The organism is Pedobacter sp. AC163, assembly GCF_979258665.1.
Map to the genome: position 1 here is coordinate 5,083,187 of NZ_OZ409872.1, position 23,970 is coordinate 5,107,156.

Consider the following 23,970-nt stretch of genomic DNA (forward strand, 5'->3'; position numbering starts at 1 on the left):
ATCCTTTCATTGATGAGCAGCTACCCTCCACAACTTACGAGGCTAACTCACCTTTTTTAATTTGATATTTCCCAAGGGATTATCAAAACGAAAGAAATTAATTTGATCCGTTTCTCGAAACGAATTCGAATGTCATCAACTGTAACCGGACGAATAATCGCTATTCAAAACGCTTATACTTTAAACCAAATATAATATGAGAATCCTGAAAATTTTCTTTTTCTGCGTAATGTTATGGGGTATTCCCACATATTCATTTGCACAACGTAAGATTTCCGGACAAGTACTAACCGAACAAAATGAGCCTCTTCCGGGAGTAACTATTTTGGTAGAAGGTTCTGTTCCGAGAGAAATCACAACTACAGATGCCGATGGCCGGTTCCAGCTTACGGCAACCAAAGGTACCTTACTGGTAACGTACATCGGGTACAAAAATCAACGCATTACGCTAACCGACAAAATGCAATTAAATATTGTGTTGCAAAGTGATGATCAGGGTTTGGATGAGGTTGTTGTAGTGGGTTACGGTAAACAATCTAAACGGAACATTACAGGTGCGGTAAGTAATATTAAAGCTGAAGATATTGTACGTACTTCTTCTACCACTGCTGCTGGTGCGCTTGCCGGAAAAGTACAAGGTGTATCGGTTCGGGCGAAAGATGCTCGTCCGGGCAGAGGCGCAAGTATCGAAATCCGGAATATGGGTAACCCATTGTATGTAATTGATGGTGTAGCTTATGGTGGTGAAGGTGGTACGGATTGGGTTGGTACGCAGAATGCATCTGGTGCCGATATTTTTAACGCTTTAAACCTGGAAGATATTGAAAGTATTTCTATTTTAAAAGATGCTGCAGCAGCTGTTTATGGCTTTCGTGCAGCAAAAGGTGTAGTTTTAATTACTACAAAAAAGGGCTCGAGAGATGAAGTAGCCAAAATTAACATTAACGGCTACCAAGGCTGGCAAAACCTAACGCGTTTTCCTACCATGGCTAACGCAGCGCAATATACCCGGGGATTGGTAGAGGCGGCTCAAAATGATCCGAACGGCAACCCTACGCAAGTATATACACGTGAAGAATTGGCGAAATGGCAAGCCGGAACCTTACCAGGTTATCAGGGTTATAATTATGAAGACATTGTACTTCGTAAAAATATCCCTCAACGTTACATCAATGCAAACGTATCTGGTGGTGCCAAAAAATCAAACTATTTCCTTTCTTTTGGTCACTTAACGCAGGATGCCGTAATTAAAGATTTTAACTACAAACGTACCAATCTGCAAGCCAACATGGAGGCGACCATTTTAGAAGGTCTTACTGTTGGGGCACAAATTTCTGGCAGACAAGAAAATACGCAAGATGTTGGTTTGCCTGGTGGCGACGGTTACTTTTCATCAATATTGTCCATTTTCAAAAACCGACCAACTGTTGGTCCGTATGCAAATGATAACCCACTTTATCCTAATCAAACAAATGAATTTGCCTATAACCCTGCTATTTTTAGTAGAGATATTGCAGGTTATAAAGACAATAAGTACTTAAGTGGAAACGTAAATTTAACTACATCTTACAAAACTAAGTTTGGTTTATCTGCTAAAGGAACGGTTTCGTATAATTACACTAATAATAAGTTTGATGGCTTTCAATATACTTATGATGTATATCGCTACGAAAACAACAACTATGTTCGAAGCAATGGAACCAACTCTGGTTGGAGATACAAGACTGACCGTGTTGCAGTATCACGTTTTGCCCAATTTCAGTTAGATTATACCAAACAAATCGGAGATCATAATTTCTCTGTAATGGCTGGTTACGAACGTTCTGACTGGGACAGAACCTACAATGCGATTGGTTCGAATCCAACCAACAACTACATTCCTTTGGTTAATCAGGTTGCAGAATTAAACAGCATTGCCGATGGATGGTCGTACGAGGCGAGAGCAGGTTTCATTGGTCGTTTCAATTACAACTACAAGGGAAAGTACCTTGTTGAGGTTTTAGGTCGTTATGATGGATCTTATTTATACTATGAAGGTAAAGAATGGGGCCTTTTCCCAGGCGCCAGTTTAGGATGGAGAATTTCTGATGAGCCATTCTTCAAATCAATAAAAAATGTAGTTAACGATTTAAAACTGAGAGCATCTGTTGGTCAGACAGGTTTAGAAGAGGGTGTAGGAATGCTTGATTATTTATCTGGTTATAACTTCGGTTCGGGAAGCGCTATTTTGAATGGTACTTTTTATCCAGGTATCCGTCCGAAATCACTTCCAATAAGGAATCTATCATGGGTTAAAAACACCAACTACAATATCGGTATCGATGTAGGGATGTTCGATAACAAACTAACCATTACTGCTGATGCCTTTAAAATTATCCGTACCGGCTTTCCTGGAAAAAAATATGATGTTTTATTGCCAAGTGAAGTAGGTTATGAGTTGCCAAACGAAAATTTAGGTAAAAATGGTTACTACGGTGCAGAGGGTATTATTACTTATAGCAGCAAAGTTGGAGATTTAAATTATGTAGTGAGCGGTAACGTTACTTTCTCGAGGTTCAAAAACCTTGAATCGTACAAACCACGTTTCAGCAACTCTTTGAATGAATACAGAAACTCTGCCGAAGATCGTTGGGGTGGTGTATGGTGGGGCTACCAGGTAATTGGTCGTTTCCAATCAGAAGAAGAAATTCGTAACTATCCAGTTAATAATGATGGTAATAACAATAGAAACCAATTACCGGGCGATCTTATTTACAAAGATGTTAACGGTGATGGAATAATCAACGATATGGATGAACGTCCGATTGGTTATCCAACAGGATGGGCACCAATGATCACCTTTGGTGGAAGAATCGGCTTAAACTACAAAGGAATTGATTTGAATGTTGATTTTGCTGGGGGCGGCATGCAGTCGTGGAATCAGGATTATGAATTGAGAAACGCTTTCCATGGTGGAGGTAACTCACCTGCCTATTTATTAGAAGATAGATGGCACCGTGAAGATCCTTACGACAGAAACAGTAAATGGATTCCGGGATATTATCCTGCAATACGCAACGGAAATAGTGGTCCGAATGGAAGGAACAGCGATTTCTGGTTAACGAATGTACGGTATTTACGGGTGCGGAATTTAGAATTGGCTTACACACTGCCTCAAACCATTTCGCAGAAAATTAAAGCGCAAAAAATCCGCGTTTATGTAAATGGCTCAAACCTGATCTCTTTCGATAATGTGAAAGATTACCAGATTGATCCGGAAATTGAAGCAGCAGCAGCGGTAGTTTATCCTCAGCAAAGAGTATTTATGGCTGGTTTTAATGTAACCTTTTAACAAAGCAAAAAGATGAAAAAATTATATATAGGTATTGTGGTTTCCTGCTTATGGCTTAGCAGCTGCAAGCACGATGAATGGTTTCAACGCGAATCTAAAACAACCATCACCGATGAACAATTGTGGAACGACCCTAAACTCGTTACGTCGCAATTGGCCAATTATTACGATCGTCTACCATCCTTACATGGAGTGTTTAACACGGGCGGTATGACCGAGATTGACGATGCCATGTGGTCTGGCACACGAGATCAGAATGGGAAAAATGATTTTCAGTACGGAAGTGATTATGGCCGCTACTGGGATTATGGGCTAATTCGTGATTTGAACCTTTCGCTTGAAAGCATAGAGCAGTTCAGTATCAAACTTACTCCTGAACAGAAAAACCTTTTCAAAGCAGAAATGCGCTTCATGCGGGCTTTTGTTTATTTCGAGATGGTGAAGCGGATGGGTGGAGTGCCTTTGGTTACCAGACAGCTGATTTACGATTTTAGTGGTGACCCGACGCCTTTACAAACTCCAAGAGCTAAAGAACATGAAGTTTACGATTTCATTTACAGCGAAATGGAAGCGATTAAAAATGATCTGGCCACCAATAATGGGATCAAAACCAGGGCGAACAAATATACTGCGCTGGCGCTAGAAAGCAGAGCGATGTTATACGCGGCGTCGATTGCAAAATACAACAGTTTAATGGCTGCGCCAATTAGTACCCCAGGCGGCGAAGTTGGCATTCCGGCTGCTATGGCTACAGATTATTACAACAAATCTTTAACCGCCTCAAAAGAAATTATGAGCGGTCCTTTTGCTTTGTTTAATGAAAACGCAGATAAGGGCGGCAATTTTTATGACATGCTGAATAAAAAAACCGGTAGTGAGGTAATTTTTGCTAAAGACTTTGCGGTTGGTTTGAAAGTGCATCGTTTTACTTACGATAATATTGTGAAAAGCATGACTGAAGATAATGAGGCTTCTTCAGCAATATCGCCTTCATTAAGTTTGGTAGAAAGTTTTGATTATCTAGACGGAACCAGAGGAACTTTACGTGATAAGGATGCAAATGGTAATTACATCGCTTACAGTAACCCTATGGATATTTTTGCTGGAAAAGACGCCCGTTTATTTGGAACAGTAATTTACCCGGGTACTACATTTAAAAGCAGTCCGGTAAGGTTACAGGCAGGTGTTGCTGTTTGGAATAACACTTCCTATCAACTATCTACTTCGGCCGAGCTGGGTAAAAACTATACCGATGGCCAAACCTGGACAGGGTTTGACGGGCCGAAAGATGATGCTGTTGATGTAAGTAATACAGGATTTTATATTCGCAAAATGGTTAGCGATGCGCCAGCTGCAAGTACAAGAGGTACATCTGCAGCAAATTGGTGGCCATGGTTTCGCCTGGGCGAAATTTACCTGAACGCTGCAGAAGCTGCTTTTGAATTAGGCAGACCCGAAGCACTGGGGTATGTAAACTCCATCAGGGCAAGAGCTGGTTTTCCAGCAAATAGCCTTAGCGCATTAACCAATAACATCATTCGTAACGAACGCCGTGTAGAGCTTGCTTTTGAAGATCACCGTTATTTTGACTTGAAAAGATGGCGTATTGCCCACCTGGTTTGGGATGGCTCAGAAACTGATCCAAATGCAGTAGTTATGGGCTTGTATTCTTACCGGGTTATACGTCCAGGGCATCCAGATAATGGCAAATACATCTACGCAAGAGTAAGACCAACACGTTTCAGACGGGCAAGGTTTTTCCGTATGACGAATTACTATTCATCAATTGCACAAGATGTTTTAAACAACAATCCAAAAATTGTTAGAAATCCTTTCCAATAACACAAATTATGAAACTAAAATTTTTAATCATATTTACTGCAGCTGCCAGCCTGTTTCTGGCGAGCTGCGGATACGATAATTTCGATGCGCCAGAGCTTACTTTATCGGGTCGTGTAGTTTATCAAGGTAGTGCACTTAGTGTGAGAAATAATGGACCACAGCTCGAACTTTGGCAAGATGGCTTTCCGTTGCGTTCTCCCATTACGGTTTACATGCAACAGGATGGAAGCTTTTCTGCTAAACTGTTTGCAGGCCAATACAAATTGGTACGCCGGGCAGATGCGCCATGGTTGCAACAGGCAACAGATACTGTTCGCGTTAACCTGACTGCAAATATGAATCTTGATGTTCCGGTAACGCCATATTTTACCATAACAGGAGAATCTTTTGAAAAATCAGGAACCAGTATTATTGCAAAATTAGTTGTGAGTAAGGTGGTGCCTACTGCAAATCTAGATTTTGTACGCCTATATCTGGGCAAGTCGATTTTAACCGATCAGGTACAACGCGAAGTAAGGGTAGATGCCAGTTTAGGCAATGTAGTTCTAGGGCAGCAACTGCAAATTTCTTCAGGCGCTTTGCCTGATAATTTAAAAAATCTCGACTTTGTTTATGCCAGAGTAGGAGTTAAATCTACCTCGGCTGGAGAATATATTTATTCGCCGGTACAAAAAATTAGCTTAAAATAAATTAAATTAAGTGCTGGAAATACGCCTCCTTGTATTTTCAGCACTTTCTATTGAAAAATTGATGATATCCCACAAACTACAATTCCGAATCTTCCTTATTGCGCTGCTGCAGCTTTTTTCACCATTCAATCTTTTTAGTCAACAGTACAAGGCAGGGCCTGCCGATAAAGATTATGCAGGTTATTTGTTTGTGTATTTTAAAGGCAACGCCGTAAACGATGAAGCACTTTGTTATGCCATCAGTACCGATGGATATAACTATAAAGCTTTAAACAATAATCAACCGGTACTAGCGTCTGATAAAATCAGTTCTACTGGTGGAATCCGAGATCCTCATATTCTTCGCGGCGTAGATGGTAAAACCTTTTATATGGTGCTTACCGATATGACTTCTTCAAAAGGTTGGGATTCTAACCGGGCAATGGTGATGCTTAAATCAACTGATTTGGTGAACTGGAAACATTCCATTGTTAATATTCAGCAACTTTATAAAGGACAGGAAAATTTAAAACGGGTTTGGGCCCCACAAACCATTTACGATACAGCAAAAGAAAAATATATGGTTTACTGGTCTATGAAACACGATCAAGGACCTGATATCATTTACTATGCCTATGCAAATGATGATTTTACTGGCTTCACTTCAGAACCAAAAGTGCTCTTCACGCCGAAAAATGGTAAGTCTTGTATCGATGGAGACATCACCAATAAAAATGGCTTATTTTATCTCTTTTACAAAACTGAAGGGAATGGAAACGGGATAAAATTGGCTATCACCGATTCGTTAACGAGCGGGAAATGGATTGAGCAGGATGGATACAAACAGCAAACCAGAGATGCTGTTGAAGGTTCGGGCGTTTTTAAACTAAACAATTCTGATAAATATATTTTGATGTATGATGTTTACGGAAAAGGGAAATATCAGTTCTGCGAAAGTTTAGATTTGGATAAGTTTAAAGTAATCGATCATGAAGTAACGATGGATTTCCATCCACGACATGGTACCATCATTCCACTTTCACGCCAGGAAATGCTTAATGTTACTGCCCGTTGGGGAACACCTAAAGGAAAGGAATTGGCTTTTCGTAAAAATCCGGTATTAGATGGTTTTTATGCTGATCCAGATGTAATTTATTCTAACCAGACAAAAAAATATTACATCTATCCAACCAGTGATGGCTTTGATGGATGGGGCGGTTCTTATTTCAAAACTTTTTCTTCTCCTGATTTAAAAACCTGGACAGATGAAGGCGTTATTTTAGATTTGAAGAAAGATGTGAGTTGGGCAGACCGAAATGCCTGGGCGCCAACAATAGCCGAGAAAAAAGTGAAAGGAAAATATAAATACTACTACTACTTTACCGCTGCGCAAAAAATTGGTGTTGCCGTTGCCGATCATCCTGCTGGGCCGTTTAAAGATTCTGGAAAACCATTGGTAAACTTCAAACCAGATGGCATCAAACGTGGTCAGGAGATCGATCCGGCGGTATTTACTGATCCAAAAACAAAACGAAGTTATTTGTACTGGGGAAATGGCTACCTGGCTGTAGCAGAACTTAACGATGACATGATTTCGTTGAAGCCCAACAGCATTAAAACCTTAAACACTGATAAGACTTTTAGGGAAGGTTGTTATGTGTTTTTTAGAAAAGGAACATACTATTTTATGTGGTCGGAAGATGATACGCGAAGTGAAAATTACCGTGTTCGTTACGGAACATCTAAGTCTCCACTTGGACCTATCGAGATCAAAGAAAACAATCTGATTCTACAAAAAGATCCATCAAAAGGCATTTACGGTACTGGCCATAACTCGGTGCTCCAGGTGCATGGGAAAGATGAATGGTATATCGTTTACCATCGATTTAATTATCCAAATGGCATAACAATGGGCGATGCAGCAGGTTTTAACCGTGAAGTTTGCATCGATCAGATGTATTTTGATGCTCAAGGAAATATTATACCAGTGAAGCCTACACTATAATTAAGAATGATACGAATGAGAAAATATACCATTTTTTTTCTGGCTGCAATCCTGTTGAGCCTGAATACTTTTGCCCAGCCAGGTTTCGGAAAAGCCGAAAAAATTAATGATAACTGGCGGTTTCATCTTGGAAACATTGATGACAAAGCAGCCTTGGAAGACAATGGAAAATCGTGGAAAAACGTACAGCTGCCTCACGATTGGAGCATTAAACAACCATTAAGCCCAACGTTGGCCAGTGCTACCGGTTATCTCCCGGGGGGCTTGGGATGGTATCAGAAACAGGTTACCATTGCCAAAGAAGATCAGGGAAAAAAGTTTTTCATCTATTTTGAGGGCGTTTACAATCGAAGCGAAGTTTTTATCAACGGACAATCAGTTGGTAAACGTCCTAACGGCTATATTTCATTCGCATACGAAATAACGCCGCTTTTAAAATTCGGCCAGGAAAATAAAATTCAGGTTAAAGTAGATCATACACAAGATGCCGACTCTCGCTGGTACACCGGCTCTGGCATTTATCGCGATGTATGGTTAGTAGAGGCTAGTCCGGTTCATTTAGCACAATGGGGTGTTTATGCCTTCGCCACGGTGCAAGGCGCTAACGGAAATTTGAAAGTGCAAACTACTTTGAATAACGAATTACCAACAGCAGCAAAAGTGACAGTCATTAATGAATTGCTTAACCAGAACGGTGCAGTGGTGGCTAAAAAAGAAGCAAAGGCAAATTTATCGGGACAATCTAACCTTGAACTGTCGGTTGATTTGAAAGTTAATCAGCCAAAATTATGGAGTATCGATGAACCAAACCTGTACACCCTTCGAACTACTGTAGTTCAGGATGGTAAAACAATAGACCAAACCAGTACTATCACTGGGTTTAGAGATATTCGTTTTAATCCTGATCATGGCATGACGCTAAATGGTAAGGCACTTAAGGTAAAAGGTGTTTGTCTGCATCACGATTCAGGTGTTTTAGGTTCAGAAGTTTACCCCGAAGTTTGGCGACGCAGGTTGCAAACTTTAAAAGGTCTCGGCGTAAACGCCATTCGTACCAGTCACAATCCGCAGGCTTCATCGCTATATGCGTTATGTGATGAGCTTGGTATTTTGGTTTTAAATGAAGCTTTTGATGAGTGGGAATTCGCCAAGAGGAAATGGTTGCAGGGCTGGAATGTCGGCACTCCGGGTTTCCTGGGTTCTTTTGATTATTTTAAAGAATGGGGCGAAAGAGATTTAGCAGATATGGTAAAACGCGATCGTAATCACCTCTCTATCTTCGCATGGAGTATCGGTAATGAGGTTGATTATCCTAACGATCCATATTCTCATCCAATTTTGGCTGGTGCAAAAGAAGGTGGATTTACACAGCCCATTTTTGGAGGCTACAAAAAAGATGCGCCGAATGCGATGCATCTGGGTGATATCGCTAAAAAGCTTGTTGCGGTGGTTAAAAAATACGATCCATATCGTCCGGTTACAGCAGGTTTGGCTGGTGTAGCAATGTCTAACGAAACCGAATATCCTGGAGCGCTTGATATTGCTGGTTACAATTATACCGAAAGCCGTTACCAAACCGATCACCAACGCTATCCGAAACGTGTTCTTTTTGGTAGCGAAAACCGTCATGATTTTGAAGCCTGGAAAGCCGTTCGTGATAACGAACATATTTTCGGTCAGTTTTTATGGACGGGTATCGATTACCTTGGTGAATCTGGCCGCTGGCCTGCCCGTGGTTTTTATTCAGGTTTGGTTGATTTTGCCGGTTTCGTTAAGCCACGCGGATATTTCCGCCAGGCGCTTTGGTCTAACAAGCCAATGGCTTACCTGGGTACTTATCCGCTTAAAGATGGTGGAAATGCTCAAGATGCCTGGTCGCTTTTGGAGTCTGGCCAGGGAGCGAAAAAAGATATTACACCATCAATGGATGCCTGGCCAATCTGGAACTACCAGGAAGGGCAGCAAATTCGGGTGGTTTGTTATACCAATGCTAAAAAAGCAAAATTAGAACTCAACGGCAAACAGATTGGAGAAACCAAGCCATACGATGATAAATATGGGATCATTTATTGGGATATACCTTATGCAGCTGGTCGTTTAGAAGCGGTAGGGCTTGATGAGAATGATAAAGAAATCACCCGTCACGAATTACAAACAAGCAAAAACCCAAACGCCATCAAAATTCTGCAAGGTTCAGAAATGAAGGTTAAAGGAAATAAAGGCGTTGCGCAAATAGAAATTCAAATTGTTGATGAAAACGGCGTCGGCGTAGAACTGTCTGATAATGAAATTACCTGTCAAATTGTTGGTAATGCAAGATTATTAGGGATGGAATCTGGAAACAATAGCGATATGGGAGACTATACCGACAACCGCCAACGGGTTTTTCATGGTAAAATGGTTGTTTATGTACAAGCGACTGGAAAAGCTAATGATGAGGTATTGGTAAGGTTTAGTTCTCCATGGCTTAACAAAGCCGACGTTAAAGTTAAAGTATTTTAGAATAACTATTATTTAATTGTAGGTGATCAGGTATAAAACTCTAAAAATCAAAATTTTAAATGAATTTATATAAAAGTAAAGTGTACATCTTCAATCTTAGGTTTTTTGCGTTATTGATGTTAAATTTTTTATTGGGACTAACATTTATTCATGCGCAGAATAAAATTGTTCAGCGAAGCCCCGATCAGAAACTCAGCCTCGAGTTGGAGATAAAAGAAGGAAAACCTACCTATCAAATTACCTACAACAATAAAGTTTTTATGGGTAAATCTCCGCTCGGATTAATCACTTCTGTAGGAGATTTTACCCAGGGGCTAAAACTCAAAAGTCATCAGGTGAAGCAAATTAAAGAGCGCTACAATTTATCACATTCCAAAGTAAGCAATGTAAATTATAACGCAAATGAATTAAGTTGTTGGCTGGTAAATTCGAAAAACGATGCTATTCAGATTATTTTTAGAATCACTAACCGAGACGTGGCTTTCAGCTATTACCTGCCGAAAAGCAAAAATGGCGTAACAAATGCAACAATTGAATCAGAAGCCACAGGTTTTCAGTTACCAAATGGAAGTACAACTTTTATCAGTCCGCAGGCACCAGCTGAAAGCGGTTGGGAAAATACCAAACCCTCTTACGAAGAAGCTTACACCATTGAAGAGCCGATTGACACCAAATCTAAATACGGATTAGGTTACACTTATCCGGCACTTTTCCATCTTGGCAACATGGGTTGGATGCTGATTTCTGAAACGGGAGTGGATCAAAATTATGTCGGAACGCGTTTAAGCGATTCTAAGGGTGGACTTTACAAAGTTTCATTCCCCCAGTCAGGAGAAAATAGAGGTGTTGGTGCAAACAAAGTTACGGCCAAATTGCCTTTTCAAACCTCCTGGAAAACAATTACCCTTGGTACAAATTTGAGTGCGATTGTCGAATCTACAGCAGCTACGGATGTGGTTAAACCATTGTCGGCACAAACAAAAATCTTTAACCCTGGCAGAGCAACCTGGAGCTGGATTGTTTGGCAAGATGCCAGCTGCAACTACGATGATCAGGTGACATTTATCGACCTTGCGGCTACTTTAAATTGCGAATACATTCTAATAGATGCTTTATGGGATACCCAAATTGGAAGGGAGAAAATGGCTGAACTGGTAAAGTATGCCAGTAAGAAAAATGTAGGCGTACTGCTTTGGTATAACTCTAACGGCAGTTGGAATAATGCACCACAAACACCAAAAAATTTAATGAACACTGCTGAACCCAGACAAAATGAAATGGCCTGGTTGCAAAAGATAGGTGTTAAAGGCATGAAAGTGGATTTCTTTGGTGGCGATAAGCAGGTGACGATGAAGCTTTACCACGATATTTTAATGGATGCCGCGAAATTTGGGTTAAGCGTTAACTTCCATGGCACAACCTTACCGAGGGGATGGGAACGCATGTATCCTGCATTTGCCACAAGTGAATCGGTAATGGCATCAGAAAATTTAGTTTTTGAACAAAGTTTTGCCGACCGTTATGCACAAACGGCAACCATCTACCCGTTTACCCGGAATGCGGTAGCTTCTATGGATTTCGGTCCTGTTTTTTTAAATGATCGGTTAAACCGCGACCCTAAAAAGGGTACCATACGCAAAACAACCGATGCCTTTGAAATTGCGACTGGCGTCTTGTTCTTTTCTGCAATACAGCATTGGGGAATTACACCAGAAAATCTAAAAGAAAAGCCATCTTTCCTGTTCGATTTTTTAAAAGTTGTTCCAACCGTTTGGGATGAAACAAAACTGATTGACGGTTACCCGGGCAAGTTTTGCATTCTGGCCAGACGGAAAGGTGTGAAATGGTTTATCGCCGCTGTTAACGGAGAAAATACTGCAAAAAAAGTGAAAGTGACATTATCAATGCTAGCTGGTCAAAATGCAATAATTATCAGCGACGGTATTGGAAAGGACGCTAAATTAGATACTAAAAAGTTTGATCAGAATACGGTGTTTGAATTCGATTTGGCGCCAAATGGTGGAACAGTAATTTACATGAAATAAGTAATTTCTGGCTGCATGAATTTGAAATGATAGTTAGGCATTTGCTAAAATAAAATTAGGGAATAGGCCGAAAATAATTGCTTAAATTAAAAGACTAAAATCAGTCCATTTATAAATGTTATTTTAACGGTTATTGCTATATTTGAAAAGACCAAATATATCGCTGATACTATTTTTCCAGTTTTTCGCGTGGAAACAGAATAGTCTCAACACAAAAGCTATGAATAAGAAAATCCACAAAAGTTTTATTAACAGACTGAAAGATTGTGGCTTTTTGAGTGGTCTTATTTTGGTGTTGCTATTTTACGTGTCCGCTCCCTCGTTTGCTCAGGAAGGAAAAACGAAATACCTTTCTTTACAAGATGGATTATCAAATCAGCAGGTTTTAGATGTCGTTCATGATCACGATGGATTTATTTGGGTAGCAACTGAACTAGGGCTGAATCGTTTTTCGAGCAATTCTTTTAAACACTTTTACAAAGCGGAAAAGCCGGATGGTAAATCGGTAAATAGCAGTGAAATAAATACGCTTTTGTACGATAACCAAAAGCTTTATATCGGCACCCGATCTGATGGTTTAAACGTACTGGATTTAAAAACGAACACCTTTTCCTATTTTGTACATCACCCCAAGGATGAAAGTTCAATTTCGACGAACGACATTACTGATATCATCAAAAGTAAAAATGGAAAACTTTGGTTAGCTACATTTCACCAGGGGGTTCAACAATTTAATACGGCTTCAAAAAAGTTCCTTCACTTTAATCAAAAGAGTGTTCCTGCAATGCCAGAGAATAGTGTATGGTCGCTTGCTGAAGATAAAAACGGTCTCTTGTATATTGGCCATGTAAATAAAGGGGTTTCGATATTAAATCCGGTAACCAAAGAACTTCAACTGCTGGATGTAAAAACTACGGGTGGAATTCTACCAGATAATGAAGTGAAATCGCTCTTTTGTGATAGCAAAAATAACATCTGGATTGGCACGAGAAAAGGGCTCGCTATTTATAACCCGGTTTCAAAAAAACTGAATCAAGTTAAACTCAGTAGTAAGTCGATTAAACGTAATGAACCGTTTATCTTTTCCATCAAAGAGGTGCACCATCAAATTTGGGTGGGGGCAGAGTCTTCTCAGTTATTTGCTTTAACGCCCAATTTCAATATCAATAATGACGAAGTTTCTTACAGCGTGTCGCTGCCGTTGGCGCTTACTCATGGAAGCAATACCTCCGTCCAAAACATCGATCAGGATCAGTTTGGGAATGTTTGGTTAGCCATTTATAGTGGTGGTTTGGCATTTTCCTCTCACTTAAAACCGTTTTTTTCTATTCTTCCACAGCAAGAATTTTCTAGCGAAAGAAATAAAACGGCTACCGTTACAGCCGTCATTAACGATCAGCAAAACAAAACCCTGCTGGCTACCACCGGTGAAGGTATCCTAGAGATAGACAATAGTGGCCGTGTTGATCACATTAATGCCAATAATAGCTTGCTGGGAGATGATTTCCTTTTGTCGGGTTTTGAAGATGAAAGCGGCAATAAATGGTTTGGCTTACAAAAGGGAGGCGTTTCCTGTTATCAACCAGCTAGCAATAGCTGGAAGAAAATTGATGGCGGAAAACGCATGTCGGAAGTTAGGGCAATTATGCAAGATAGCCGAAAAAATATTTGTTTTGCCGCTCAGGAAGGCCTATTTATTCTTGATCAGGGGATAGACACGCTGCGGAAAATCACCATCACCACGCCGATGATGGGCGATTTTTCTCCACGAACTTTGGTAGAAGACCATCTTGGTAATATGTGGGTGGGCACTTACGGGCAGGGAATTTATATTTACGATCGAAACTGGAAATTAATCAAACGCGTCAGCAAAGCGGAAGGATTGGTCAGTAATACCATTAACCATGTGTATCGCGATTCGGAAAATACGATTTGGATTGCGACAAATGAAGGTTTGTCTTATCAATCATCGGGCAATCAGCTGGGGAAAATTGAAACTCTTCCACTTCATCTCGGAGATGCCTGGCTAACGATCAATTCCATCACGGAAAGCCCGAAAGGAAATATTTGGTGTGCAACTAAATTGGGGTTAATCCGTTACCTTCCGGCTCAAAAAAGGCTTTTAAGCTACGATCAGGCCTTTGGATTGCCACTCGGCGGCTTCATAAACAACAGCGTATCCAAAGATAAAAACGGACGACTCTTTTTCGGAATGCCCAGTGGCGCTTGTTATTTTGATCCGGTAAACATCCCGTTAAAACTTCCTTCATCACCAATTAACATCAGCCGACTGATGGTTTTCAACACGGATGAACGCAGGGCACAAACTGAAAAATTTCCAGACGCTGAAAAGAGAATTCATCTCAAGCACGGCGAAAACAGCTTCCGCATAGAACTGGCTGTGATGGATTATGCCATGAATGATCTTCTGGAATTCAGTTATAAGTTGCAGGGCTTTGATAACAAATGGATTTCTCTCGGTGATGAAAAAAATATAGATTTCCGCAGTATTCCCTACGGCAGCTACGAACTTAAAATTAGAACCAGACAAAAAAATGAGCAGTGGTCTGAAGATTATGAAAGTCTCCATATCACGATTAAGCCGCCTTTTTACCTAAGCATATTGGCCATTGCATTTTATATCGTTGTGGTTTTGGCCACCGTAATTGCATTCTTTTTCTTTTACATTAAACGAATAAATGCAGAAGCGCAACTCAGTTTAAAGAAGCAGCAACTGGAACAAGAAGGAAATTTGCATACCGAAAGGATGAATTTCTACACCAATATTACGCATGAACTACGTACACCGCTAACATTGATTTTGGGTCCGCTGGAAGATCTTTTGCATGAAAACCAACTGTCGACTAAACACCGGGAACGGCTTTCAATTGTTCAAAAAAGTGCCACCAGGCTTTTTTCGATGGTTAATCAACTGTTGGAATTTAGAAAAGTTGAATCTCAGCATAAACCACTTGCTTTGCAGCCTGGATTTTTAAGGCAACTTTTAGAAGACATTGTTCAAAAATATGTTGAGGCTAGTCAAAGCAAAAATATCAACATCAGTTTAACGGCCAACACTGAAGATTTTGAAACCATGTTCGATCGAGAAATTGTACAACTCATTGTCGACAATCTCTTATCAAACGCTTGCAAACACACAAAGGCTGGCAGCGTAATGGTTTCTTTAGCTTATGAACAAAATAGCCAGGGAAACTGGGCAGTTATAAAAGTGAAAGATACAGGTTGTGGAATAGCGTCAGCACATCTGGAAAAAATATTTGAAAAGTTTTATCAGGTTCCTCAAAATACAGGCGATGGCGCTGGTGTCGGTTTATCACTGGTGAAACAATTGGCCGCTATCCATCACGGGCAGGTGAGTGTAAAAAGTGAATTGGATTGGGGAAGCGAATTCTGTGTCAGATTATTGGCTAATCCGTTATCGCCCCAAATTCCTTATCTATCCGAACACGATGCAGTGCTTGATAAACAAAAGACACCACAGGTAGAATCGTTGCCAATGGTTTTGCTGGTAGAAGACGATGTTGATTTGCGGGCTTATTTATCCACTTTGTTAGCATCAAAATACAATGTGATTACTGCAGAGAATGGTGAGCAAGGCTTTCAACTAGCAAAAAGCAATGTTCCGGATATCATTGTAAGCGATTTAATGATGCCTGAAATGGACGGGTTTGCCATGCTAAAGGCTTTGAAACTGGAACGCGAAACCAGCCATATTCCAACAATTTTACTCACTGCGAAAAGTTCTGAAACGGATAAACACCGTGGCTACGAGCTGGGTTTGGATTCCTATCTCACCAAACCGATTAGCACACAATTGCTTTATGGAAGGATAGATAATTTGCTTTCCAAAAGGAAAAGTTTATATGACGAAGTGCTGTCTCAGTTATCTAATCAAATAAAAAGTACAGAAGTTATAGCTGCTGAAGTGGAAGCCGACCCCTGGCGTGAAAACGATTTTGTTAAGGAGTTTGCAAATTTAGTAGAAAAATTAATGCACCAGGAAGTTTTGGACGCTGCTACATTGGCCGAAAATATGAATATGAGCCAATCTACTTTATACCGGAAATTGAAAGCGCTAACGGGGAAAAACATTAATCAGCTGGTAAGAAAAGTGAGAATGCAAAAGGCAGCTCAATTGCTTGATTCGGGGAAATACAACATCAACGAAGTATCGTTCATGGTGGGAATAAACAGTTCCATTTATTTCAGGCAGTGTTTCAAAGAGGAGTTCGGTCAGCTTCCTTCAGAGTATCAAAAAAATAAAGTGTAAACAAGGAATAATATCGAAGACGCTAATCAAATATTATCCTAAACCTATAAATCACAATGAATAGACGAGATTTAATTAAGCAGCTTGCCATTGGAGTGCCGGCTTTAGCATTGGGAAAAAATCTGAATGCAGCCCAAAACATTTTCAATGCACCAGGAATAGGATACCTGCCGGGTCCGTTCAAGCCGACCTGGGAATCACTTTCTGCCTACAAAACACCAGATTGGTTCCGCAATGCAAAGTTTGGAATCTGGGCACATTGGGGTCCGCAATGCGAACCTGAGTATGGAGATTGGTATGCCCGGGAAATGTATATGGAGGGGAGCAAGAAGTATAAATACCACCTTGAAAAATATGGACATCCTTCTAAATTTGGTTTTAAAGACGTAATCAATGAATGGAAAGCCGACCAATGGAATCCGGAGGAGCTGCTAAGCTTGTATAAAAAAGCAGGAGCAAAATATTTTATGGCGCTCGCCAATCACCACGATAATTTTGATCTGTATAAAAGTACTTATCAGAAAAAATGGAACGCCACCCAAATTGGCCCAAAGAAGGATATTATAAAAGGTTGGGAAAAAGCAGCCCGGGCAAATGGAATGTATTTCGGCGTGAGCGTTCATGCAGCACATGCCTGGACCTGGCTAGAAACTGCCCAGCGTGCTGATTTGAAAGGTGATTTAGCGGGCGTTCCTTATGATGGAAAGCTAACAGCTGCCGATGGAAAAGGGAAATGGTGGGATGGTCTCAATCCACAGGATTTGTATGCTCAAAATCATCCGCTTAGCGAAGATAGTCAGGATAACGATGCTTCTGGCAAACAGTGGGATTGGGGTAACGGAGCCGCTATCCCTTCCAAAGCCTACTGCGAAAAGTTTTACAATCGTACCGTAGAACTGATTGATAACTATGGTCCTGATCTTATTTATTTCGATGATACTGCCTTACCACTCTGGCCAGTGAGCGACGTCGGATTGCGTTTAGCGTCTTACATGTATAATAAAAGTATTCAGAAAAATAACAAACTTGAAGCGGTCATTTTCGGGAAGATACTGGATAAACAGCAGCGTAAATGTATGGTTTGGGATATTGAACGCGGCCATAGCAATGAAATTGAACCTTTGCCATGGCAGGCCGATACTTGCATCGGTTCCTGGCATTACGACAGAACCATTTACAATAAAAAAAGCTATAAAAGTGCAAAAACCGTAGTGCAGATTATGGCCGATGTGGTAAGTAAAAACGGTAATTTTCTGCTGAGCATCCCTGTGCGTGGCAACGGCAGTATTGATGAATTGGAACGTGCCATTGTAGAAGAGGTTGGAGAATGGATGCAGGCCAATAGTGATGCGATTTATGATACCCGGCCATGGAAAGTTTTTGGTGAGGGACCTTCAACTGAAAATAATCAGGCTTTAAAAGATCAGGGTTTTAATGAAGGTAAAAGTAAGCCTTTTACATCGGAAGATATTCGCTTCACCACCAAGGGAGATGCAATTTATGCCGTGGTGATGGCCTGGCCAGAAAATGGTATCGTACAGATAAAATCGATGAGACAAGGAAGCAGTTATTTGGAAAAAGCGATTAGCAGCATTGGCTTATTAGGTACGGTGCAAAAGCTTTCTTTTAAACAGAATGAAAATTATCTGGAGATCGACATCAATGATTATAAACCTAAACTTGCTTACACCTTTGCTTTGAAAATTGTTTAATTAAGCCAAGAGGCAGATAACCATTGGGTTATTGACAACATCACGATTTATAGCTATGAAAAAATATGCACTTGCGCTTGATCTGGTAAACGATGAAAAACTGATCAGTGAATATGAGGAATACCACAAAAATGGCTGGCCGGAAATCACCAAAAGTATAGTAGATTCTGGCATTACCTCAATGGAAATCTATCGCATTTCGAACCGTTTATTTATGGTGATGGAAACAACAGATGACTTTACGTTTGAAAATAAGAAGATGATGGACGAAGCAAATGAGAAAGTATTGGAATGGGAAGCTTTGATGTGGAAATTTCAACAGCCTTTGCCCGGGTCGGCGCCAGGAGAAAAATGGCAATTAATGAAACAGGTTTTTGAGTTAAATCCAAATAAATAATACTGCAAACGAAAACCGCATTGATGTTTGCATAATTGCTAAACCTATTCACTGATAGCTGCGACTTAATTTCAGCATTTAAAACGAAATCTTTAAAGGCAACAAAACTTAAATCCTATAAATGAAGCCGATTTTACTGACCATTATATTGCTGCTGAATTTAATGCCAAAGCTATTTGCTCAGGATTTCGTTTTTTCACCTTTAACCGTTTCGCAGGGACTAAGTGATAACCAAATACGGTACATCATCCAGCTTCCAGACGGCCGAATGGTTTTTAAAACCAGTGGGAACCTCAATATTTTTGATGGTTCGCGTTTTACCTATATTCATGATAAAAGTAAGCAAGGCTATGCGTTAAAAAGTTACGATGGTTTCTATCGGATTTACCAGAGTGGGGATTCCATTCTCTGGATAAAAGATCATCATAAATTAATGCGGGTTGATTTGTATGAAGGAAAATACCAATCAAACCTTAACCGCTATTTCGAAACTGCTGGCTTTAATGGCGCAATTGATGATTTTTTTCTAGATTCAGATAGTAGAATGTGGCTTCTTAACAACCAAAAGTTACAGTCGAAAAATCATCAATATTCAATAGATCTAGATCATAATGTTGGGCTACTGCAAGATGTGAGTAATGAAAGAGACGATTTATTTCTTTTTTACAGCACCGGCGAAGTAATTTGCTACAATTTGAAAGCAAGGCGCCAGCAATTTAAACTGGCTGCATATCCTGCTGCTCAACAGTCAAAATTTCAAAGTACATCACTTGTGGTGAAGGCGAAAAATGGATTTTATCAACTTCGGAATGGGAGTAATGGTGGCTGCTTCTTTTTTGATACCTGTAAACGCGATTGGAAAAAAGTATTGGAAACGCCATATCACCTCAATACTCTGGTGGTAGATGGGGATGGAAAAGCAACCATCAGCTGTGCGAATGGAATTTGGATTGTGGATGTAAAGCATAATAAAAGCTGGTATATTCCAGTTATTGAGCAGGCAGATGGAACTAAACTCAATACAGAAATAAGTACGCTATTATACGATAAACAAGGTGGTTTATGGCTCGGAACTGCTAATCAAGGATTATTATACCATCATCCGCATCGGTATTTATTTAACACCGTAAAAAAATCTTCGTTTCCGGGTAGTACTTTTAAAGAGGTGATGGTTCAGTCATTTGCCGAAGATGATCTCAGTAACATCTATGTTAAAACGCAGGCTGGAGTATATTTGTACAAGCCCGGAGTTGGAAACGAAGATTCGCTACGACCTCTGCCCCCAAAGTTAATTCCTTCTGGAGTACTTAAAGGTTTGAAAACGGAGGTATTAAACTTGCCTGGCAACCAAACAGCCAAAGTTAAAGATAGTAAGGGTTGGATTTGGACGGGCACCACAGATGGTTTGAGTGTATTAAATCCTGTTACTGGTAAGGAACAATTTTTCTATACTCAAAACGGGCTCTCCAACAACTTCATACAATCGATTTTTGAAGATAGCCGTAAAAATATTTGGATTGCCACTAGTTATGGAATTAACCGGGTGCAACTTAGTAAAGCTGCAAAGGATATCACATTTATCAACTACGATGCTTCGACAGGTGCCTTGGAAGGCGAATACTTGCGAAATGCTGTATTTGAAAGCAAAAATGGAACACTTTACTTTGGTGGCGTAAATGGCTTTTCGGTTTTAAACCAAAATATTTCACAAAATGATAAATTACCATTTAAACCGGTTTTTACTGATTTTTTGGTGCATGGAAAGAAGATAGATGTTGAAGGGGATAATAATATCTTGGACAAAACGGTGCCTTATACTAGCGGCTTAGTTTTACTATACGACCAAAATTTTATCACCTTCCGTTTTTCGGCACTTAACTATCAAAATCCTGCCCAAACTTACTATCGTTACAAACTGATTGGTATAGACCAGGAGTGGAGAGAAAACCGAAGTGCACAGGGAAACGATTTTTCTGGCAGGGATGGAGTGCTCACAATAGCTTACACCAATCTTCCGCCAGGAAAATATGAACTTCAGGTAATGGCTTCTACTACCAATTTGGAATGGCCAGGAGAAATCACTACAATCAACCTAACCATTAATCCTCCATGGTGGCGAACTACGGTGGCATATTTTTGCTATTTTGGTTTAATGGTTGTAGCCATTTGGCTTAGCATTAGGTTTTATTTGCGTAACGCCAGAAAAAATGCAGAACGAAATCGGAGGGAAGATCTTCTCCTGCTCAGAATCAGGAGCTTAATTGATCAGCAAAATTTATTAAGTGGGAAACTCGAATTTGCAAATCCTTCTTCCCCGCCAAGAACAGAAATTCCTCAGTCTACGGAAAACATGAACCCGATGGAAGCTACGTTTTTAAAGAAAGCAATGTTGCTGGTCGAGAATAATTTAAATGTAAGCGACTATTCTGTTGAGCAGCTTAGCAGCGATTTGAATATGGACCGTACCGGGTTGTATCGCAAATTGATTACTTTACTTGATAAATCTCCCTCGTTATTTATCCGCAACATCAGGTTGGAAAAAGCTGCAGAATTACTTCTTGAAGGAACCCTTAATATTTCTGAAATTGCCGATCGTGTAGGCTTTAGCAGTTCGAGCTATTTGAGCAAATGCTTTCAGGAACGTTATGGCTGTAAACCTTCTGAATATGCTCAAAACGCGAAAAAATCAACCTAAATACCAAAAAATTCAACATTGGTGTTGTCTCTATTGAGGTTGTTGAATCTATTTTTGCTGTCATCAAATACCAAATATAAACCTATAATATGAGAATTTATCAAAGGCTTTATTTTATAACGGCAGCGCTAATGCTGACTTTTTCGGGAGATATAAACGCACAGTCAGTTCAAAAACTTCCGCAGGGAATTTCCTTTTCCACTCAGGGGATGGATATTAAAATTGAATTTTATTCGCCGAGCATTGTGCATGTGTTTAAAACGCCTGGCGGAAAACCATACGACAAAAAGAGCCTCTCTGTGGTTGGTAAAGTGGTGAAAACGCCGATTGAATTTTCTCAGATCGGAAAAAATACACTGCTGAAAAGCGATTCAATTCAGGTTGAAGTAAACGTAGAAACAGGTGGTATTTATTTTTCAGATCGTTCGGGAAATAAATTGTTGAATGATAAAGATTATGGAACACAATTTTCTCCCGTAGATGATGCTGGTACACCATCGTTTAAAGTTCGAAACGGTTTTTTGCTGGATAAAGATGAGGCTATTTATGGCGTAGGACAAGTTTTGGATAACAAATTTAACCGCCGCAATTCTGCTCATCACATGCAAAATGAAAATATGTCAACCTATTCGCCGTTTTTTCATTCGGTAAAGGGTTATGGCGTTTTTTGGGATAACTATTCCATTTCAGAATTTAATGATAATCCTCAGGAACTTTCTTTTGAAGGTTTAGGTCATTGCTCAGATTACTATTTTATGTACGGTAAAAATGCCGATGGCGTAATTTCAAAAGTGCGAACTTTAACGGGGAAAGCTCCCATGCTTCCATTGTGGGCATATGGTTTTTTTCAGAGTAAGGAGCGATATAACAGTCAGGATGAAAGTTTAAATGTGTTAAAAAAGTATCGCGATTTAAAAGTTCCGCTTGATGTGGTAATCCAAGACTGGCGTTACTGGCCCGAATATAATAAAAGTGATAGTGCATGGAACTCTCAAAGTTTTGATAAAGAACGCTTTCCAGATCCAAAAAAGTGGGTGGATCAGATTCATCAGTTAAATGCTAAACTGCTTATTGTTACGTGGCCTGGCTTTGGTCCAAAAACGGATCAGCGCAAAGAGTTCGATAGTAAAAAGATGATCATTAATTTTGATACCTGGCCACCAAACAGTGGGGCGAGGCCTTATGATGTTTTCAATCCTAAGGCATTAGATATTTATTGGAAATATCTGGATAAAGGTATTTTTAGCTATATCGGAAACGATGGTTGGTGGCTGGATTCTACAGAGCCGGATCACATCAATAAAAAAGAATCTGATTTCGATTTGCCCACTTACCTTGGCAGTTACCGAAGTGTAAAAAATGGTTTCAGCCTGATGCATAATAAAGGCATCGCAACCCACCAGCGGGAAACGAACAGCCAGAAAAGAGGCGTCATTCTCACCAGATCTGGCTTTATTGGTCAGCAGTTGTATGGTTCTAATACCTGGAGTGGCGACGTAAGTTCTACCTGGGATATGCTCGAAAAACAAATTCCTGCGGCTTTGAATTATACGCTTATGGGCATTCCGAACTGGAACAGCGATATAGGTGGCTTTTTTGCTGGTCGCTGGCGTAATGGAGGTGGAAATAAAAATCCCGAATTTCAGGAACTTTACGTTCGTTGGATGCAGTTTGGAACTTTTAGTCCCATGATGCGTTCTCATGGAACAGACTTGCCAAGAGAAATCTGGAATTTTGGCGACCGCGGTACCTGGTGTTTTGATGCACAGGAAAAGTTTATCAAGCTCCGTTACAGCTTGTTACCTTATATTTATAGCACCTCGTGGGATGTTAGTAAAAATGATGGAACCTTTATGCGTCCGCTGGTGATGGATTTTGCTGCCGATAAAAAAACACATGAAATCGGTCATCAATATTTGTTTGGCCGATCGATTTTGGTTGCTCCGGTAACGAAATATCAGGCTAAAAAATGGCCTGTATATTTGCCAGAGGGAAGCGGTTGGTATAATTTCTGGACCAACCAATATTACAACGGTGGGAGAGAGGTAAACACTGATGCGCCAATAAACATCGTTCCACTTTATGTTAAGGCTGGATCAATTATTCCAATCGGACCGGATGTTCAATATTCAACAGAAAAAAAATGGGATAATTTAACTGTTCGTGTTTATGGTGGGGCCGACGGTGAATTTGTATTGTACGAAGATGAAAATGATAACTATAATTATGAAAAAGGAAAGTTCTCTACCATCACATTTAAATGGAATAATCAAGAAAAAACATTAAGTGTAGGCGATAGAACCGGTAGTTTCAAAGGGATGTTAGGTGCCAGGAAATTTAATGTGGTATTAATTGCTGATGGTAAATCGGCTGGGCGTTCGAAGTCGATTACCTACAATGGAAAGTTGATTAATATGAAGCTTTAATTCGAGGCTAGCCAATCTCGACTGCACAAATAAAAGTAATTTGAAGGGTTAGCAAT

At 40.1% G+C, this 23,970-nt stretch carries 11 protein-coding genes; all 11 read left to right on the forward strand.

Annotation, left to right across the window (positions count from 1 at the left end; translation table 11 throughout):
• Positions 1 to 196: 196 nt before the first annotated feature.
• A complete protein-coding gene (locus ACZZZK_RS22140) occupies positions 197 to 3,331 on the forward strand; it encodes a SusC/RagA family TonB-linked outer membrane protein (protein ID WP_463486034.1) in 3,135 nt (1,044 codons plus the stop codon).
• A 12-nt stretch (positions 3,332 to 3,343) separates the two neighbouring features.
• Entirely contained in the window at positions 3,344 to 5,173 is a 1,830-nt protein-coding gene (locus ACZZZK_RS22145) for a RagB/SusD family nutrient uptake outer membrane protein (protein ID WP_463486035.1), read from the forward strand.
• An 8-nt stretch (positions 5,174 to 5,181) separates the two neighbouring features.
• Complete coding sequence (locus tag ACZZZK_RS22150; RefSeq protein WP_463486036.1) at positions 5,182 to 5,862, forward strand: DUF3823 domain-containing protein; 681 nt, start codon at positions 5,182 to 5,184, stop codon at positions 5,860 to 5,862.
• Between the two features lie 61 nt (positions 5,863 to 5,923).
• On the forward strand, positions 5,924 to 7,846 hold the full coding sequence (locus tag ACZZZK_RS22155; RefSeq protein ID WP_463486037.1) for a family 43 glycosylhydrolase: 1,923 nt from the start codon (positions 5,924 to 5,926) through the stop codon (positions 7,844 to 7,846).
• 15 nt (positions 7,847 to 7,861) lie between these two features.
• Positions 7,862 to 10,348, forward strand: coding sequence for a sugar-binding domain-containing protein (locus ACZZZK_RS22160; protein WP_463486038.1), 2,487 nt, complete (start codon positions 7,862 to 7,864; stop codon positions 10,346 to 10,348).
• 59 nt (positions 10,349 to 10,407) lie between these two features.
• Positions 10,408 to 12,393, forward strand: coding sequence for a glycoside hydrolase family 97 protein (locus tag ACZZZK_RS22165; RefSeq protein ID WP_463486039.1), 1,986 nt, complete (start codon positions 10,408 to 10,410; stop codon positions 12,391 to 12,393).
• Positions 12,394 to 12,613: 220 nt separating this feature from the next.
• Entirely contained in the window at positions 12,614 to 16,684 is a 4,071-nt protein-coding gene (locus ACZZZK_RS22170) for a hybrid sensor histidine kinase/response regulator transcription factor (protein ID WP_463486040.1), read from the forward strand.
• A 56-nt stretch (positions 16,685 to 16,740) separates the two neighbouring features.
• Positions 16,741 to 18,396 (forward strand): alpha-L-fucosidase, encoded by a 1,656-nt coding sequence (locus tag ACZZZK_RS22175; protein ID WP_463486041.1) that lies wholly within the window; start codon positions 16,741 to 16,743, stop codon positions 18,394 to 18,396.
• A gap of 55 nt (positions 18,397 to 18,451) precedes the next feature.
• The gene (locus ACZZZK_RS22180) at positions 18,452 to 18,793 is read left to right on the forward strand and encodes an L-rhamnose mutarotase (RefSeq protein WP_463486042.1); all 342 of its coding nucleotides are present in this window, start codon (positions 18,452 to 18,454) and stop codon (positions 18,791 to 18,793) included.
• A gap of 121 nt (positions 18,794 to 18,914) precedes the next feature.
• Positions 18,915 to 21,488: a helix-turn-helix domain-containing protein gene (locus ACZZZK_RS22185; RefSeq protein WP_463486043.1), complete on the forward strand. Its 2,574-nt coding sequence runs from the start codon at positions 18,915 to 18,917 to the stop codon at positions 21,486 to 21,488.
• Between the two features lie 89 nt (positions 21,489 to 21,577).
• Positions 21,578 to 23,914 carry a glycoside hydrolase family 31 protein gene (locus tag ACZZZK_RS22190; RefSeq protein ID WP_463486044.1) on the forward strand — a complete coding sequence of 779 codons (2,337 nt, stop codon included), beginning with the start codon at positions 21,578 to 21,580 and terminating at the stop codon, positions 23,912 to 23,914.
• Positions 23,915 to 23,970 lie beyond the last annotated feature (56 nt).